The organism is Paenibacillus sp. FSL R7-0272, assembly GCF_037969905.1.
GTDB classification, from domain to species: Bacteria; Bacillota; Bacilli; order Paenibacillales; family Paenibacillaceae; genus Paenibacillus; species Paenibacillus polysaccharolyticus.
The window spans coordinates 5,255,421-5,272,048 of the sequence record NZ_CP150221.1 but is presented as its reverse complement, the minus strand read 5'-3'; the positions used below and the strand labels follow the sequence as shown (position 1 = coordinate 5,272,048).

Below are 16,628 nucleotides of genomic sequence, written 5' to 3'. Positions count from 1 at the left end.
TGGTAAAAGGCCCCAGAACGGGGCCTTTTTTTGTTGCTTTTTTTATGGAACCCAGGCAGTCTTCTCACGTTATATACAAAGGGCTTCTTATTACGAAAATGTAACCAAAATTAGAAAGACGTTACAGTCTGCATTTGCTACACTTAAGAGGTGAGAGTTTGCCATTTTGGTCTGTTGTCTGTTGGGGTCTGTTATGACGTTTCGGTATGTATAGATCGTGTGATTTTTAAACTTGTACAAAGAACGGAGAGGGGAGCATATGTTTAATCGACTTAAAAATAAACCGCCGAACGAAGAGGAGAGAGCGGTAAATCAATCGACCAGCGCGAGGCTGAATGTGTTTTTTTTCGTGGCATTTGTCATATTCAGCATTCTGATCTTCCGACTGGCGTTTGTGCAGTTTGTCGAAGGGCCTGAACTGACGTACATGGAATCTACGCGTAATACAAAAGATATCCCTCTAGCCCCGGTGCGCGGGCCCATCTATGATGCGACCGGGAAAGTGGCGCTTGCTTATTCGGAGCCGGTGCAGTCACTGTATGTGCTGTTATATGAAGATTATCGTAATGATGATCGCAGGCAGGAAGCAGAGGGATTGGCTCGTGAACTTGCGGATATATTCAAACGATTCAATCCGGGAGACGAGAAGCAACCAGATGCAGAGGAGATTATTAAACGGCTGGATCTGGATCACCAAAAAACATTCGGTTACGTGCCAAGACTGGTCAAGTCCGATCTAACGACCCAGGAAATTGCTTTTTTTCTAGAGAAAAAAACGGAGTATCCTGGCGTTATGGTGCTGGAAGAGAATGTACGAAGATATGACCCGGACCGGGTTGCTGTCCAGGTTGTTGGTTACACACGGGAATTCAAGCGAGTACCCACAACACTCAAGCAGTACAAATCGATCATAGAGCAATCTGGGTCTCAGCGTGATCCTGGACTGGTCTACTCTCAGGATGAGAGGGTTGGATTCGATGGGTTGGAGCTGCAATATCAGCAGGAGCTTCGCGGAAGAAGCGGATATCAATCCATTGATATTGACTCTAGGAATTTACCTACAGGCACGATGGAATTGACTCCACCAGAGAAGGGGTACAGTCTGATCTCCACGATCAACAAGGAGGTTCAGCTTGCCGCGCAAAAGGCTATTACGGATGAATTACGAAAGCTTCCAAAGGCCATTACAGGTTACGCTGTAGCTATGGAAGTGGATACAGGCAATGTGGTAGCTATGGCAAGTATGCCAGACTATGATCCGAATGACTGGGATTATGACAAAATCAAGTATGTTTTCCGAAACGGGACGACAGAGTCTTTTCCACCCAATGATAATAAGCCAAGCCGTGCAGAGTCCGTTGTTCTGCTTGGATCGGTTATTAAACCGCTCAGTGTGCTTATCGGCCTGAAAGAGGGACTGTTCACTACGGGGAGTACTTATCCTGATAAAGGTTACGCTGTATTAGGCAAGGATGGAAGACAAGTAAAGAACTCACATTCGGCCTACAACGGTAATATTACCGCACGGAGAGCGATTGAAAAGTCGTCCAATGCATTTATGATTGATATGGTGGGCAAGCGTTTGCTGAATAAATATGGTGCCACAAAAGCCCTTGCTAAGTGGGACGAATACATGAAGGATTTTGGTTTGGGTGTCTCGACAGGCATTGATCTGCCCAAAGAATTTCTTGGTCAGTTGGAGTATAAAGCAGACAATAATGAGTCTGCACTGACACGTCTTGCGTTTGCGTCATTTGGTCAGCAAGCCAAATATACAACGATGCAACTTGCCCAGTACACCACAATGCTTGCGAATAAGGGCAAACGAATGGAGCCACACTTGGTGAAGGAAATCCGTGATGCGGATGGCAATGTGGTGAAGAAGTTTGAGCCAAAGGTTCTTAATGAGGTGCAGTTTGCGGATGCACACTGGAACGAAGTGCATAAAGGAATGGTCACCAAAGTAAGCTCCTTCGACGGTTTCCCTTATGATTTTGCCAGAAAGACAGGAACATCCGAGCAAGGAACCGGACCGAACAAAAAGGAGAACGGTGTCTTTATCGCCTTTGCGCCAAGAGACAAACCGAAACTGGCTGTAGCGGTTATCGTGCCGGAAGGCGGTTTTGGATCGGTCAGTGCTTCCCCGATCGCACGCAAAATTTTTGATGCATACGATGAAGTGTATGGCCTGAATGGCATCCCAAAGGGGAAGAAGGACCAGAATAAAGAACAAGATTGATGATTAAGGGCATAAAATAATAGGAAACAATGGCATGCTCATAAAAGTATTAAATAAACGGCTTTAGATTGAACTCATAAGTAACAGGACAGGCAGGGGAAAATATCCCTTGCCTTTTATTTTTCCATCGGCTAAAATTTGCACAAGGGAAACATTATTAGACGAGTTTAAAATTTGGTACCTTGTACAACTTAATTAGTTGCGGACAAATATTTTAGGACAGGGAAAGGGGACGGTTAATTTGTTAATGGTGAAGATGAGGAGTATCCAACGTGGAGTCATTACGCTGATAGGTGTTGTTCTGGTCATTGTACTTACAGCTTGTTCGAGTACTTCGGGAGTAGACGGTACCGGCAAAGTGCAAGTTACGGCAACCACAGGCATGATTGCAGATGTAGCACGAGAGGTGGGCGGAGCATATGTTGAGGTTACCGGATTGATGGGACCGGGAGTAGACCCACATCTGTATAAGGCATCCCAAGGGGATATTCGCAAACTGGAGCAAGCCAAGGTGATTTTCTATAACGGCCTGCATCTGGAAGGGAAAATGACCAGTATTCTGGAGAAAATGTCCAAAAGCAAACAAGTTACCGCAGTTGCCGAAAATATTCCGGTAGAGGAGCTGCATTCCGGTCAAGCGACAGGTGGGACAGAGTATGATCCGCATGTATGGTTTAACGTCAAACACTGGATGCGTGCAACCGAAGCTGTGCGTGACACGCTGGTGGAAGCAGATCCGGATCATGCGGAACAGTATAAGACGCAGGCAGCAACATATCTGGAGAAGCTACAAGCGTTGGATACGGAAGTGCGGGAGAAAATCGGGCAGATCCCTGAGGAAAGCCGAGTGCTGGTAACAGCACATGATGCATTTGGTTACTTTGGTCAAGCCTATGGCATTAAAGTGATGGGTCTTCAAGGCATCAGTACGGCAGCAGAATATGGAGCCAAAGATGTAAGTGAACTAAGAGATTTCCTCGTGGAAAATCAAATCAAAGCCGTATTTATCGAATCGAGTGTACCTGCTAAAGCGATGGAAGCGATTATTGCTGGGGCAGCTGAGAAGGGGCATACCGTAAAAATTGGTGGCGAACTGTTCTCTGACGCTATGGGGGCTGAGGGAACCGTAGAGGGCACCTATATCGGAATGGTGCGGCACAATGTCGAAACGATCGCGGCGGCTTTGAAATAATATATCATCTGAAGAGAGGAGAGCTATGATGATGAAAAATACCAATACAACAAAACAAGCATTAGAAACTATAGATAATAGTCAGCTCGGACAGGAAAAGGCAACAGTCTTTTCGCCTCTTTGTGTAAGGAACCTGGCCGTGGCTTATCACAAAAAGCCGGTGCTTAGCAATGTTTCCTTTGATGTACCTGAAGGGCAACTCATCGGCATTCTTGGACCGAACGGTGCAGGGAAGTCAACGTTGATCAAAGCGGTTCTGGGGCTTGTTCCGAAAATGCACGGTGATATTGAGATCTTTGGACGATCTTATCGTGAAACCAGGCGGCGTATCGGTTATGTGCCACAGAGGGAGTCCGTAGATTGGGACTTTCCGACACATGCACTAGATGTTGTCATGATGGGAAGATACGGACATCTGGGCTGGTTCCGCCGCCCGGGAAAAAAGGAAAAAGATCTTGCGGCTCATTGCCTGGAGCAAGTTGGTATGGGGGATTACATGTATCGGCAGATCAGCCAGTTGTCCGGCGGACAGCAACAGCGCGTATTCCTGGCCAGAGCACTGGTACAGGATGCAGACTTGTATTTCATGGATGAACCTTTTGCAGGAGTGGACGCAACGACAGAGAAAGCGATCATCTCCCTGCTAGAGCAATTAAAAAAGCAGGGCAAAACCGTTCTAGTTGTTCACCATGACCTGGCAACGGTAGAGGAATACTTCGATCATGTATTGTTGCTCAATGGACGTTTGGTTGCCGCTGGGCCAACAAGAGAAGTATTTGTACCGGATTTATTACAGGAAACCTACGGAGGTCGCATCGCGATGATCGGCAGCCGAGCGGAGAAAGGCCAGGTGTAGTTATGTGGAATTGGGTTGTTTCTATATTGTCAGACCCGAACACACGCTGGATTTTGCTCGGTTGTCTGCTCCTCGGATTCAGCAGTGGCATTATCGGCTCATTTACCTTTCTTCGTCGTCAAAGTCTGATGGGCGATACATTGGCACACGCGGCATTGCCTGGAATCTGTATTGCGTTTATGTTGACGGAAACGAAGTCGATTGGATTGTTTCTGTTTGGCGCACTCATTGCAGGAATTGTAGCCACTTTCGGTATTTCGTGGATAACCCGGTTTTCACGGATTAAGCAGGATGCGGCAATGGGCATCGTACTGACGGTATTTTTCGGTATCGGTGTCGTGATGCTGACACGTATTCAGCACAGTGCAAGTGGAAGCCAAAGCGGGCTTGACAAGTACCTGTTCGGGCAAGCGGCATCGATGGTACTTACGGATGTGTATGTGATGGGCGGGGTAAGTCTTGTATTGCTCATCGCATGCCTTGTCTGGTTCAAGGAATTCAAGCTCGTGAGCTTTGATCCGGGTTTTGCAAGAGGTATGGGACTGCCCGTCGGAGTGTTGGAACAATTCATTCTGCTACTGACGGTTATAGCTGTTGTCGCCGGAATCCAGGCGGTAGGTGTAGTTCTTGTAGCGGCACTGCTGGTGACTCCGGCAGCAGCAGCAAGGTGTTGGACCAATTCGCTTGCGCTGATGGTGTTGCTGGCTGGATTGTTCGGCGCATTAAGTGGTGCCGTAGGAACACTCTTCAGCACGCTTGTCCCTAATCTGCCTACTGGTCCAGTAACTGTGCTTGCGGCTACGGTGCTGTTTGTTGGATCTGCGCTGTTCGCACCAAGGCGAGGGTTACTTGCCCGCAAGTTGCGGAGCATCCAGGCGAAGTCGACTTACATGCGTGAAGAGCAAGCCGCGCTACAGGTGCATGCTGCACAGTCTCAAACACAGAAACAGGGGGAGATGTAGATGGCCACATTTTGGATTATTCTAACCGCAATACTAGTCTCCTCCGCTTGCGCCATTCTTGGTTGCTTCCTGATTCTGCGGCGCATGGCTCTGGTCGGAGATGCAATCAGTCACGCCGTGCTTCCGGGGATTGCAATTGCGTTTCTGTGGAGCGGCTCCAGAGACTCCCTGTGGATGTTGCTGGGTGCAACCGTGTTTGGGTTGTTGACAGTGTTTTTCATTCAGACTCTTCAAGCAGGAGGACTGTCTTCGGATGCATCCATCGGTATTGTATTTACGGCGCTTTTTGCTGTGGGGGTTATCCTGATCAGTCTGAATGCACAGCATATCGATCTGGATCTGGACTGTGTATTGTTCGGTGAAATTGCCTATGTGCAATGGGATACGTTAACACTGTGGGGAATGGATGTAGGACCTAGAGCGGTCTGGATGCTGGGCATTACGTTACTTGTTATTCTCGTTGTTGTAGGACTCTTCTACAAGCAGTTCAAATTATGCGCGTTTGACCCGGCTTTGGCTGCGGCTTGCGGCATTCCGGTGGTCTTATTTCACTATGCGCTCATGGGACTTGTGTCCATGACGTCCGTTGCCTCTTTTGAAAGTGTAGGCTCTATTCTTGTAGTAGGTATGCTGATTGTACCTGCGGCTGCGGCTTATCTGCTCACGGATCAGCTTGGTAAAATGATTCTTTATGCGGTACTGATCGGTGCAGCTTCCTCTGTCGGTGGTTACCTGATGGCGTACGCGATGGATGCTTCTATTGCAGGTTGCATGGTGGCTGTGGCCGGCATTCTGTTTGTACTTGCGTTACTTCTGTCACCGAAACATGGTATTGTACTTCGTTATGTTCGCCGTAAATATGCCGCACGTTGAACATGATTTCATAAATTTAGATGACCGTCTGCATCGCAGGCGGTTTTTGGCGTTCCGGTTTTTAGGTTACTTTGTTGCATACGCGTGATCTGTGGTAAAATGTCGTTAGCTGTGACGTCCGGGGCGTCCGCCATTTCGCGGATACCGGGCGATCTTGTTGTTTTAGAGGAGAGAGACATACTGGAGGAGGATTTACAACATGAGTGAACCGAAATATAAACTGCTGGCCCTGGATATGGACGGCACGTTGCTGAATGATAATCATGAAATTACACAGGAAACGGCCAAGTGGATTCAGATCGTCATTCGTCGCGGGGTGCATGTGTGCTTGTCCACAGGAAGAGCCGTATACCATGCTATGCCCTATGCGGTGCAACTTGGCCTGGAAACACCCATGGTTACGGTCAACGGTAGCGAGGTCTGGAAAGCTCCACATGAGCTTCACCTGCGCCATCTGATGGACCCGGCGTTAATTCGCAAGATGCATGAGATCGGGGAGAAATATAACAGTTGGTACTGGGCATACTCCGTGGAAGAGCTGTTTAACCGTGATCGCTGGACGGATAATATTGAAGGATTAGAATGGCTGAAATTCGGATTTACCACCGAGGATGATGAGATTCGTCATCAAATCATGATGGAATTGCAAGAAATGGGTGGTCTGCAAATGACCAATTCCTCTCCTGTAAACATTGAGGTAAACCCGGAGAACGTATCCAAAGCTACCGGTGTAGCTGAAGTATGCCAATTGCTAGGCATCGACATGTCCGAGGTAGTTGCTGTTGGCGACAGTCTGAACGATCTGGCTGTCATTGAAGCTGTCGGTCTGGGTGTTGCGATGGGCAACGCACAGGAGCAAGTGAAACAAGCGGCAGATTTAATTATTGGAAGCAACAATGAGGATGGCATTGCACATCTGATTCGTGAACATATTTTGAAGGGGGAGTAACCTTTGCTCGCAACCGTTGGCTGGATTTTAATTGTACTGCTGTTTGCAGTAGGTATGGCAGGTACGGTATATCCGATTCTGCCGGGTGCAATCGCGATTTTCTTCGCGTTTCTGGTCTACGGCTGGTTCTTCAGCTTTGATCCGTTCGGGGTATGGTTCTGGATCATCCAGATTCTAATTGTGGTGGTGCTGTTCGTGGCGGATTATGTGGTGAGTGCTTGGGGAGTCAAGAAGTTCGGCGGTTCCAAGCTGTCTACAACGCTGAGTACCATCGGAGTAATTATTGGCCCGTTTGTGATTCCGGCTTTTGGACTTGTACTGGGGCCATTCATCGGTGCTTTTATCGGAGAACTGATCGGCGGTTCCTCGCCTTCCAAAGCATCGAAAGTTGGGTTTGGATCTGTCGTCGGGCTGTTTACCAGCACGGTAATGAAAATTATTTTGCAACTTGTGATGATTGTTCTATTTATAATCTGGGTGGTTCGATTCGCCTAGAATATCAGGTTAGCTAGCTAAGGTCCGGAGAGGTCCGGTGTGGGGGAAAGAAGGGGAATCCGTTTTGTCTAAGAAGGAAACATTTATTAAAGGTACGCTCATATTGGCGGCTGCCGCATTGATTGCAAGGGTACTGGGTCTGGTACAACGTGTGCCGCTGGAGCATATCCTCGGGGATATTGGTAACGCATCGTTCACGATCTCCAATACGGTGTATTTAATGCTGTTAACTGTCGCAACGGCGGGCATACCGAGTACGCTGAGTAAAATGGTCTCGGAACGCTACGCGCTCGGACGCGCGGGCGAAGCGCAGCAGATATACCGTGCAGCCTTGATCTTTGCGGCCGTGGCCGGTGTGGTCATGTCTGTTCTGCTATGGTTCGCAGCGCCATTTTATGCCACCCATATTTCCAAAGTGCCGGAATCCGTGAGTGCCATCCGGGCGCTTGCTCCGGCCCTGTTACTCTTCCCGGCGATCGCAATGATGCGTGGTTATTTCCAGGGACGCGGCAATATGACCGCAGGTGGTATCTCGCAGATCGTGGAGCAGTTTGCGCGTGTAGGTGTAGCGATTATTGTGGCCTATGTGATGTTGCAATGGAATTACGATGATCAGACGATTGCAGCCGGGGCATCCTTCGGTGGGGTGTTCGGTAGTATCGGTGCATTTGCGGTGATGCTGTACTTCACATTAAAGCTACGCAAAAGTGACCGTGCGGCACAGCTACATTATGAGCGTGCAGAGCAATTGCCGATGCGCGGAATTTACACTGATATTTTCAAACTTTCAATTCCGATTGTGTTGTCTTCACTTGCTGTTCCGGCAATCAACTTTATCGACTCTTCCCTCGTCGTTCCCCTGCTTAGTGGACGGATCGGTCTGGAAGAAGCTACAGGCGTACTGGCAATTCTGGGTGCCAAAGCCCAGAGTATAGCCGGTATTCCGCCTATTCTCGCCATAGCGCTCAGTCAGTCCCTTGTGCCTGTCATTTCGGCGGCTTTTGCCCGCAAAGATGAGCTACATCTGAAAAATCAGGTAACGCTGGCGCTACGTATTTCCATTCTGACGGGAATGCCGATTGTGATTACCCTGTGTGCGGCGGCTTATTCGGTAAACGGATTGCTCTTCACAACTCCAGATGGCACGCCGATTATTGCATTGCTTACGTTCGGCACTATTTTCCAGATTACAATGATGACAACGAACTCCATGTTGCTCGGGGTTGGGAAACCACGAATCACGATGATTAGTGTAGCGGCAGGAATTATCGTGAAGCTGATTGCGAGTCTTATCCTGGCGCCGATCTTCGGCATTTACGGGATCATCATTGCAACAGCGCTATGTTTCCTCGTCATCACATATCTGAATCTGCGTGTGTTACGTAAAATCGTTGATTTTTCAATTATGGGGGATCGCTGGATTGGATTTATCATTACGGTGTTTCTCGCGGCAGCTGTCGGTTTTGCGGCCAATTGGAGTGGAAACCAGATCTTTGGCGCGTTCCTGCCTGCACGGGTATCTTTCCTGTTAACCTGTATGGTGGTGGGTGTGCTGGTCGTTGTGGTATATCTCGTGTTGATGGTTGTTCTTCGTGTCTTGCGTAAGGACGAGCTGGCTAGTTATCCGCGAATTCTGCAAAAAATTCTCCGTCCGCTTATGCGTCTGCAACGCGGCGCCGGACAACGAGGATAAATTTAGGTGAAAAAGCGCGGTCTGCACTTGTAGCAGACCGCGCTTTTTTATTGTTATTGCATAAGAGGTTGGTTTCCGTGAAGGTGAACGTTATTCCTACTTTAGCCCTACACAGCAGAATCTGCTCGATCTGCTTTAGTGACTTTACGATCCTGTTAAAGCCGTATCGGGACACCGTTTTTTCTCCTGCCAATTAGTGAGTAAGAACTTGTACATCATGAGCGAGTGCTGTTTTTAACATGCCGTACCGATGCTCATGACTCATCTCAAACAACCAAGGTCTGCGTGGCGCAGTCAGGTATCCGAGGCAATCCCGTGTTTCCAGCCAGTCATGTCTTGTAATTGGCTCATACGGTGTGTCCTCCCACACAGCGAGCAACTCAGGAGAATATAGACGTTGACCTTCCGGCAGCCATTCCTCATTCAATAAAGCATCCGTGTACAGGGCGTGGTCTCCTGGTCCTTCATGTTGCCTGGTAAACAGATCTGGCCAATATTCCGCTCGTGAGCCACCGTGAGGCACGGTTCGTGCGAAGTCCAGTACTTGCTGAAGCACTTGCTCTACGCCAAATAACAGGGCATACAGCCCTTTGCCGAACTGGATACGTTCATTCAATTTGCCAAAATGCTCAATGACCCGCCCGGCGAGCCCGCCTCCTTGTGCAAGAGGGAAAACGATGTGGTTCAGCCCGGCCAGATTGTGCAGATGAAAAGCAGGTTTGGAGAGTACTACTTTTTGAAAATAAGGATGTTGCACCACTCGGCTCTCGATATAGTTCTGCTCATTAATAATTAAGGCCACACTCAGTATGGAACTGCAACGTTCGAGCCAAAATCGCTCCCAGAACGGGGTCATAAACGACGATACATGAAAATGAGACAACAGATGGAAGCAACTTCGTCCAAGCCGCCGACTGTGGATATACAGCTGCAATTGAGGATAGGCATCCTGAAAAATAAGGGCATTGCACCGCTCCAGCAAGCGATACATATGCTCACGATCCTTCTGATTTTGCAGATTATGCATCAGGTCACTGTGCAGGTCGGTCATATGATATCCGCCGTTGCGGGATACCATGTGCGCCAGTAGCGCCCAATGTAGCTCGGGATACTGCTCGTAGCATTCCAGATAAGCGGCGGTTCGAGTCACATTACTGCGATTCTGCTGCTGCGTTAAGGTTTTGATCTCTTCGAGAATGATGCAATCCTCTTCACACACCAGCGCGCGTTGTGCCTGATTGTTGCGTGCAGGAGATGGCTTGCCTGTTGTAGGAATTAACTTCTCCACCTCAGCTTGCAGAGCGGCAGCTGTATCTGCGTTCCAATTCAGGTCACGCAAAGGATGTCTAAGCCTTGCAGACGCATGCCAGGCGGCTTGTTTACCTCGCCATACTTCCAGAGCTGCTCCGGGAATGGAGCGAATGATCTGTACAATGGAGCCTGAATGCTGGTTTTCCGAAGAGTCATTTCTGGTGGAAGTCATGAATGGAACATCCTTTCATGAATATCTGTGTTTGATATGCCAGGACTTGTGGTTATTCTAAGTATGCGCTGAACATTTGACTTCCAATCACCAATTTGCTTCACTTAGAGGGAGACGAGGTACAGAAAGGGAGATGTGACAATGGAACAGATTACATCCAAGCCGGAATTTGATGTGGCGATTCAATCTCCACGTTTGACAGTGGCCGTATTTAAGGCAGACTGGTGCGGGGATTGCAAATACATCGATCCGTTTATGCCTGAGGTGGAAACGAAGTATTCACGTGACTTGACCCTGATTGAAGTGGATGTTGATCAGGTGGGTACAGTAAGTCAGGAGCAAAATATTTTGGGTATTCCAAGTTTTGTAGCCTACACGGACGGACGTGAACTAGTGCGCTATGTGAACAAGCTGCGTAAGTCGAGAGAAGAGATTGAGCAGTTTTTGGATCGTGCGGTTGAGGTCTACAATACCATTCACAAGTAAGGCCTAAGTGCATCGCAGGGAATGAATGTCTTCAAGACAGGGTAGACTGTAAGATAGGTATGCAAATACAAGGCTGTCGGTTGAGCCGTCTTCAGGCTTAAGACTGCCTTGTTTTTATTTGGCTTGAGGTGAGTAGCTTAAGGCTACCGAGATGGGTAGGGGCCTACATACATAAGTTCGAAATATAATGACCTGCTGGTCAAAATTTTAATAGACGTTAACATTTTGTCACAAAGCGCGGCGTCAATGATGCTTTTATCCGGTATAATGGATTTAGTTGTGAAATTAGTGTCAAAGTACAAAACAAGTGCTGTAATGAGCCTTCTTATGGAAACAACACTAGCAACAATAATGAATCGGCATTGATTATCAAGCGAAGAACTTCTTCGCCATCTTAAAACAACAGCGGGTGAGAAAAAATTGAAGCACTTAACATTGTTTAAATGGTTAACCGTATTAACCTGTCTTGTTATGTTCCTGGCTACCTTTGGCGGAGGGATCGTGACGAAAACCGAATCGGGCCTTGGCTGCGGAACACAGTGGCCTTTATGTAACGGTAAGCTTGTACCAGCACATACTGTTGCCTCTCTGATTGAATATTCCCACCGTGCTGTCAGCGCACTGGCAGGACTACTGTCCATCGCATCTTTTGTTGCCTTCTTACGCTTTGGCAAACAGCGTCGTGATTTGCAATTGTTCTCGTTTCTAACCCTTTTATTTGTGATTATTCAGGGAATCATGGGCGCTTTCGCCGTTGTGTTCTCGCAATCTTCCGCGGTCATGGCGCTACACTTTGGGTTCGCACTCATTGCTTTTGCCAGTTCATTGATGATGGCTCTCGGGATTAGGCAAGAGGCGAGATATGGCGGTTTGGAACGTCTGAACCAGTATCCGCGCGTTAGTAAGGGATTTCGTAACCTGGTCTGGTTTTCAACCATCTATACGTACCTGGTCGTGTATACAGGGGCATTTGTAAGCCATACGAATTCGGCTGGCGGGTGTTCCGGATTCCCGCTATGTAATGGGCAGATTGTGCCTGAACTTTCTGGCGGGGTAGCTGTGGCCTTTGCCCATCGTCTGGCAGCTGTGTCACTCGTGATCGTAATCGCGATCCTAGGACATTTTGCTTACCGTAAACACCCGGACAACCGTGAGCTACGGACACTCGGTGTGTTATCCGTCGTTTTAATTCTGTTGCAAGTGGTTATCGGTATGTTCATGATGTGGACGATTAATCGCCCGGAAGTTTACATGTTTGTGGCGCTGGCACATATGCTGGATATCGCTATACTGTTCGGTATCTTGACCTATATGAGCTTCCTTGTGTACAAGCTGCACCGCCCGGTGAACCGTTTCTAAACAGCTTATGAATTTTGTGTTTAAAAAAAGTGAGTTTATTACATTGTCCTGAAGCTGCGCTGGGCCATGTTGGAAAGTCCACCATCCGGTGATGTAGATCATTGGAGAGGTGGACTTTTGTTTGATGTCGGAGGTAGCAGGGCAACCTAAATCAAGTTGTAACGATTAACCGAACGTCACATAGCGCTTTAATTCATCTTCAGCTGTTCAACAGCTGTGAAAACATATATATTTTGCATCATCAGTGGAAAGAGGAGGTCTTCTATGCTACGTACGTTACTGGGAGAAAAGCCACGAGTGAATCAAGGGAAACTGAAACAAGCCATGGATACCATGGCGTTTACACTGGAGTCTTTTGAAAAACAGATGTATGTGGATCATGATCCGAACCATGATTATCGGAAGCTGTATGTATGGACACAGGGACTAATCTCTTCGTTGGATGAACTGGAGCAAAGTTATTTTGCCGCCGCACATTTTCGTAAAAAAGTAGTTGCAGGTTCAACGCGCGATATGAGTTCTGCTGAGAAATCTGAGTATGCCCGGTACGTTTATTTTTATAAAGATGCCTTTATTCGGTGCTTCGCGATTCTGGACAAACTGGGTACAGTCTTGAATGAAGTTTTCCAACTAAATACATCCAAAACCAAAGTGCATTTCTCCTATTATACCGTTCTGAGACAATTCGAATATTATCGGGATCATCATGAGTTGGCGCAGCAATTAATTAAGATTAAGGAAGCGTACCGAGAACCGATGAGCAGATTGCGAAAGAGACGTAATATGGAGATTCATTACATGAATTCGGAAATGCAGGATGATTTGTGGCAGTTACATCAGACGTTGCGTGGCAAAGTGAAGCTGGAGGATCTGGATCAGCATCTTCTCGAGATGCAGCAAGGTGTAGATATGGTCTGTGAAACACTGAATATGGCCTATCGATACATCAATCGAATCTGGCGTAAACAGATTTTGAAACATTAGGTATAGCAATGATTTTAAATAATACCATTTGACAAATCGGAATACTTTGATTATACTGAGTTCCAGATCGAATCTTACATGGAATCGTGTCTTCAATACAGCATTTGATGCAGTTCGGTCATTATACATGACGAACTACATGAAACTATATAATCCTACAACTTTATATTTCTCTTATCGAGAGTGGCGGAGGGACAGGCCCGATGAAGCCCGGCAACCGATCAACGATGATGGCATGAATAGTTATCCTTGTTGATGTTAGGTGCTAATTCCTACAGAATCATGTTGTACATGATTTTGGCAGATGAGAAGGTCATTTCACGTGAAGAGCCATCTTTGTATCTGCAAAGGGCTCTTTTTTTGCGTAGAACGGGGAGTTTTCCCTTCCTTCGGGTAAAGATATATGTAGGTGATGGGGAAGGAGCAGTATTAGTGATTGAATTGGTTGGGTTAACCAAAACATATGGCATACGTGCCAAAACAACGACGGCGTTGTCACACCTTGATCTGAAGATTCAGAAGGGTGAGATTTTTGGAGTTATTGGTCACTCAGGTGCAGGGAAAAGTACTTTGATCCGTTGTATCAATTTACTTGAGCGCCCGACAGAAGGTAAGGTTTGGGTCGATGGTATTAACCTGACCGAGCTGAGCAAAAGTGAACTACAGCAGCAAAGACGCAAGATTGGTATGATCTTTCAGCATTTTAATCTGCTGTCTTCTGCAACGGTATACGACAATGTGGCTTTCCCTTTAAAACTGGTCAACACACCTAAGGATGCGATTGATCGCAAGGTGAAGGAAATGCTCGCTCTGGTTGGTCTGGAGCAACATAGCAGTAAATATCCGGCTCAGTTGTCCGGTGGACAGAAGCAACGGGTAGGGATAGCGAGAGCTCTGGCAAGTGACCCGAGTGTACTTCTCTGTGATGAGGCAACTTCGGCACTTGATCCGCAAACCACCAATTCGATTCTGAAGTTATTGCTGGATATTAATGAAAAGTATAATCTGACCATTGTGCTGATTACACACGAGATGCATGTCATTCAGAACATCTGCGACCGGGTAGCCGTTATCCATCAAGGTGGCATCGTGGAGCAAGGCCCAGTGACGGAAGTGTTCCTGAAACCGCAACATGCGATCACGCGGGATTTTGTCTCACGTGACAGCGAAGGTGGACTGGCACTGGAGGAAACGGTTATGGCAAATGCAGGGACGGAGTTGCCAGCAGGTGTTTCTTCCAAGTTAGTGAAGGTTTCATTTCTTGGAGATAAAACCTATGAGGCGATTCTGTCGAGAACAGTTCGCAAAACAGGTGTGGATTTCGCTATTCTGCAAGGTACAATCTCTACAATCAAGCAGGTTCCTTATGGTCAACTGACGGTACGTTTTGAAGGTGACTTCGCTGCGATTGAACAGACCTTGTCTGAACTAACCGCAGAAGGACTTGATGTGGAGGTGCTCCGATAATGGATTTTTCCAAAGTACGCTGGGAAGAGGTCGGTACGGCCTCCATTGAAACATTGCAGATTCTTGCTGTATCCGGTTTGTTTACTGTTCTCTTGGGTTTGCCGCTTGGTGTCATTCTGTTTATGACAGGCAGATCGGTTTCACCTAGTTCAAAGCTAACCTACATCATATTATCAGTTATTGTTAATATTTTACGTTCGGTACCTTTCATCATATTAATTGTTGCTCTTATTCCGTTTACGCGTACGCTGGTGGGCACCGCTACAGGTGTGCTTGGTGTCATTCCACCGCTGGTTATCTCGGCTGCTCCGTATTTTGCACGTCTGGTGGAGAATACTTTACGTGAAGTGGACCGCGGCGTCATTGAAGCAGCTCAGGCAATGGGGGCATCTACAGCTCAGATCGTAAGACGGGTGTTGTTACCTGAGGCTTTACCTGGCTTGCTTGCCGGAATTACAATTACCATCGTTACGTTGGTGTCCTATACGGCCATGGCGGGTATGGTCGGCGGTGGAGGTCTGGGTACACTGGCCATTAACTATGGATACTATCGATATCAGAATGAGATCATGATTATTTCTGTTGTATCCATGATTATACTGGTTCAGCTCTTGCAGATGATTGGCGATCGTCTGGTCATTTATTTCACCCGGAAATAACAGATAGATTGAAAAATAAAAATGCGAAGGGGTTTTACAGATGAAAAAATGGTCTATTATTTTACTCAGCTTGATGATGATTGCCGTGCTCGCAGCTTGCGGCAACAACAAGAAATCCGACAGTGGTGCGGATAACGCAGCAGGTGCTCCGCGTACCGTTGAATTGAAAGTCGGTGCTTCTCCTACACCACATGCTGAAATTCTGGAAAGCATCAAACCTGAACTTGAAGCACAAGGCATTCGTTTGCAAGTGGTGACGTTTAACGACTATGTGCAACCTAACCAACAGCTGGCAGATAAGAAACTGGACGCAAACTTTTTCCAGCATCAGCCTTACCTTGATACAGAGAACAAAGAGCGCGGATTCAACCTTGTTGCTGTGACTCCAGTCCATGTTGAGCCTTTCGGTGGTTACTCCAAAAAGATTAAATCCCTGGATGAACTGAAAGATGGCGCTAAAGTGGCTATTCCAAACGACCCATCGAATGGTGGACGTGCACTCTTGTTGCTTGCGAAAAAAGGTCTGATCACCCTCAAAGATGATACAAACATCGCATCCACTAAACAGGACATTACGGCGAATCCGAAAAACCTGGAAATCATCGAACTGGATGCAGCTATGATGCCTCGTCAGCTGGATGAAGCTGATCTGGTATTTATCAACGCAAACTATGCGCTGGAAGCAAACCTCAATCCTTCTAAAGATGCATTGTTGATCGAAGATTTGCAAGGCAATCCATATGCTAACATTCTCGTGTCCCGTGAAGATAACAAAGATGCGGATGCTATCAAAAAACTGGCAGAAGCTCTCCACTCCGAAACGGTGAAAAAATTCATCAAAGAACGTTACCAAGGTGCAGTTGAACCTGCATTTTAAGTTGTTAAAGCGAGCGCATGATCTTAAATAGCTGAAAGCCCCGCACGATCTCTT

At 47.2% G+C, this 16,628-nt stretch carries 15 protein-coding genes and 1 riboswitch; of the genes, 14 read left to right on the top strand and 1 reads right to left on the bottom strand.

Annotated features, from left to right (window positions below):
• The first annotated feature begins 259 nt into the window (after positions 1–259).
• The 8 genes from MKY23_RS23230 to MKY23_RS23195 all read left to right on the top strand — a co-directional run bounded on the left by MKY23_RS23230 (position 260) and on the right by MKY23_RS23195 (position 9,259).
• The gene (locus tag MKY23_RS23230) at positions 260–2,239 is read left to right on the top strand and encodes a penicillin-binding transpeptidase domain-containing protein (RefSeq protein WP_339832532.1); all 1,980 of its coding nucleotides are present in this window, start codon (positions 260–262) and stop codon (positions 2,237–2,239) included.
• A gap of 247 nt (positions 2,240–2,486) precedes the next feature.
• Positions 2,487–3,431 (top strand): zinc ABC transporter substrate-binding protein, encoded by a 945-nt coding sequence (locus MKY23_RS23225; protein WP_090919585.1) that lies wholly within the window; start codon positions 2,487–2,489, stop codon positions 3,429–3,431.
• A gap of 31 nt (positions 3,432–3,462) precedes the next feature.
• Positions 3,463–4,287: a metal ABC transporter ATP-binding protein gene (locus tag MKY23_RS23220; protein ID WP_339839651.1), complete on the top strand. Its 825-nt coding sequence runs from the start codon at positions 3,463–3,465 to the stop codon at positions 4,285–4,287.
• A gap of 2 nt (positions 4,288–4,289) precedes the next feature.
• Entirely contained in the window at positions 4,290–5,249 is a 960-nt protein-coding gene (locus tag MKY23_RS23215) for a metal ABC transporter permease (protein WP_339832527.1), read from the top strand.
• Positions 5,250–6,122, top strand: a complete 873-nt coding sequence (locus MKY23_RS23210) for a metal ABC transporter permease (RefSeq protein ID WP_090919579.1) — start codon at positions 5,250–5,252, stop codon at positions 6,120–6,122. It begins immediately after the preceding gene.
• 199 nt (positions 6,123–6,321) lie between these two features.
• Positions 6,322–7,071 carry a Cof-type HAD-IIB family hydrolase gene (locus MKY23_RS23205; RefSeq protein WP_339832525.1) on the top strand — a complete coding sequence of 250 codons (750 nt, stop codon included), beginning with the start codon at positions 6,322–6,324 and terminating at the stop codon, positions 7,069–7,071.
• 54 nt (positions 7,072–7,125) lie between these two features.
• Positions 7,126–7,566 carry a DUF456 domain-containing protein gene (locus MKY23_RS23200; RefSeq protein WP_145336354.1) on the top strand — a complete coding sequence of 147 codons (441 nt, stop codon included), beginning with the start codon at positions 7,126–7,128 and terminating at the stop codon, positions 7,564–7,566.
• A gap of 64 nt (positions 7,567–7,630) precedes the next feature.
• On the top strand, positions 7,631–9,259 hold the full coding sequence (locus MKY23_RS23195; RefSeq protein ID WP_154891075.1) for a polysaccharide biosynthesis protein: 1,629 nt from the start codon (positions 7,631–7,633) through the stop codon (positions 9,257–9,259).
• A 193-nt stretch (positions 9,260–9,452) separates the two neighbouring features.
• On the opposite strand, the gene MKY23_RS23190 is transcribed toward MKY23_RS23195, so the two are convergent.
• Complete coding sequence (locus tag MKY23_RS23190; protein WP_339832522.1) at positions 9,453–10,742, bottom strand: DUF2515 family protein; 1,290 nt, start codon at positions 10,740–10,742, stop codon at positions 9,453–9,455.
• Positions 10,743–10,883: 141 nt separating this feature from the next.
• Between MKY23_RS23190 and MKY23_RS23185 the strand changes: the two genes are divergently transcribed.
• The 6 genes from MKY23_RS23185 (at position 10,884) to MKY23_RS23160 (ending at position 16,574) form a co-directional block, all read left to right on the top strand.
• Complete coding sequence (locus MKY23_RS23185; protein WP_090919572.1) at positions 10,884–11,228, top strand: thioredoxin family protein; 345 nt, start codon at positions 10,884–10,886, stop codon at positions 11,226–11,228.
• 420 nt (positions 11,229–11,648) lie between these two features.
• Positions 11,649–12,587 carry a heme A synthase gene (locus tag MKY23_RS23180; RefSeq protein WP_139168884.1) on the top strand — a complete coding sequence of 313 codons (939 nt, stop codon included), beginning with the start codon at positions 11,649–11,651 and terminating at the stop codon, positions 12,585–12,587.
• Between the two features lie 264 nt (positions 12,588–12,851).
• Positions 12,852–13,571, top strand: a complete 720-nt coding sequence (locus MKY23_RS23175) for a Cthe_2314 family HEPN domain-containing protein (RefSeq protein WP_154959695.1) — start codon at positions 12,852–12,854, stop codon at positions 13,569–13,571.
• Between the two features lie 171 nt (positions 13,572–13,742).
• A riboswitch (SAM riboswitch) is annotated at positions 13,743–13,882 on the top strand.
• 121 nt (positions 13,883–14,003) lie between these two features.
• Positions 14,004–15,038 (top strand): methionine ABC transporter ATP-binding protein, encoded by a 1,035-nt coding sequence (locus tag MKY23_RS23170; protein WP_339832518.1) that lies wholly within the window; start codon positions 14,004–14,006, stop codon positions 15,036–15,038.
• A complete protein-coding gene (locus MKY23_RS23165) occupies positions 15,038–15,697 on the top strand; it encodes a methionine ABC transporter permease (RefSeq protein ID WP_154959693.1) in 660 nt (219 codons plus the stop codon). The genes MKY23_RS23170 and MKY23_RS23165 overlap by 1 nt, the downstream gene beginning before the upstream one ends.
• Before the next feature lie 40 nt (positions 15,698–15,737).
• Positions 15,738–16,574: a MetQ/NlpA family ABC transporter substrate-binding protein gene (locus tag MKY23_RS23160; RefSeq protein WP_090919563.1), complete on the top strand. Its 837-nt coding sequence runs from the start codon at positions 15,738–15,740 to the stop codon at positions 16,572–16,574.
• Positions 16,575–16,628 lie beyond the last annotated feature (54 nt).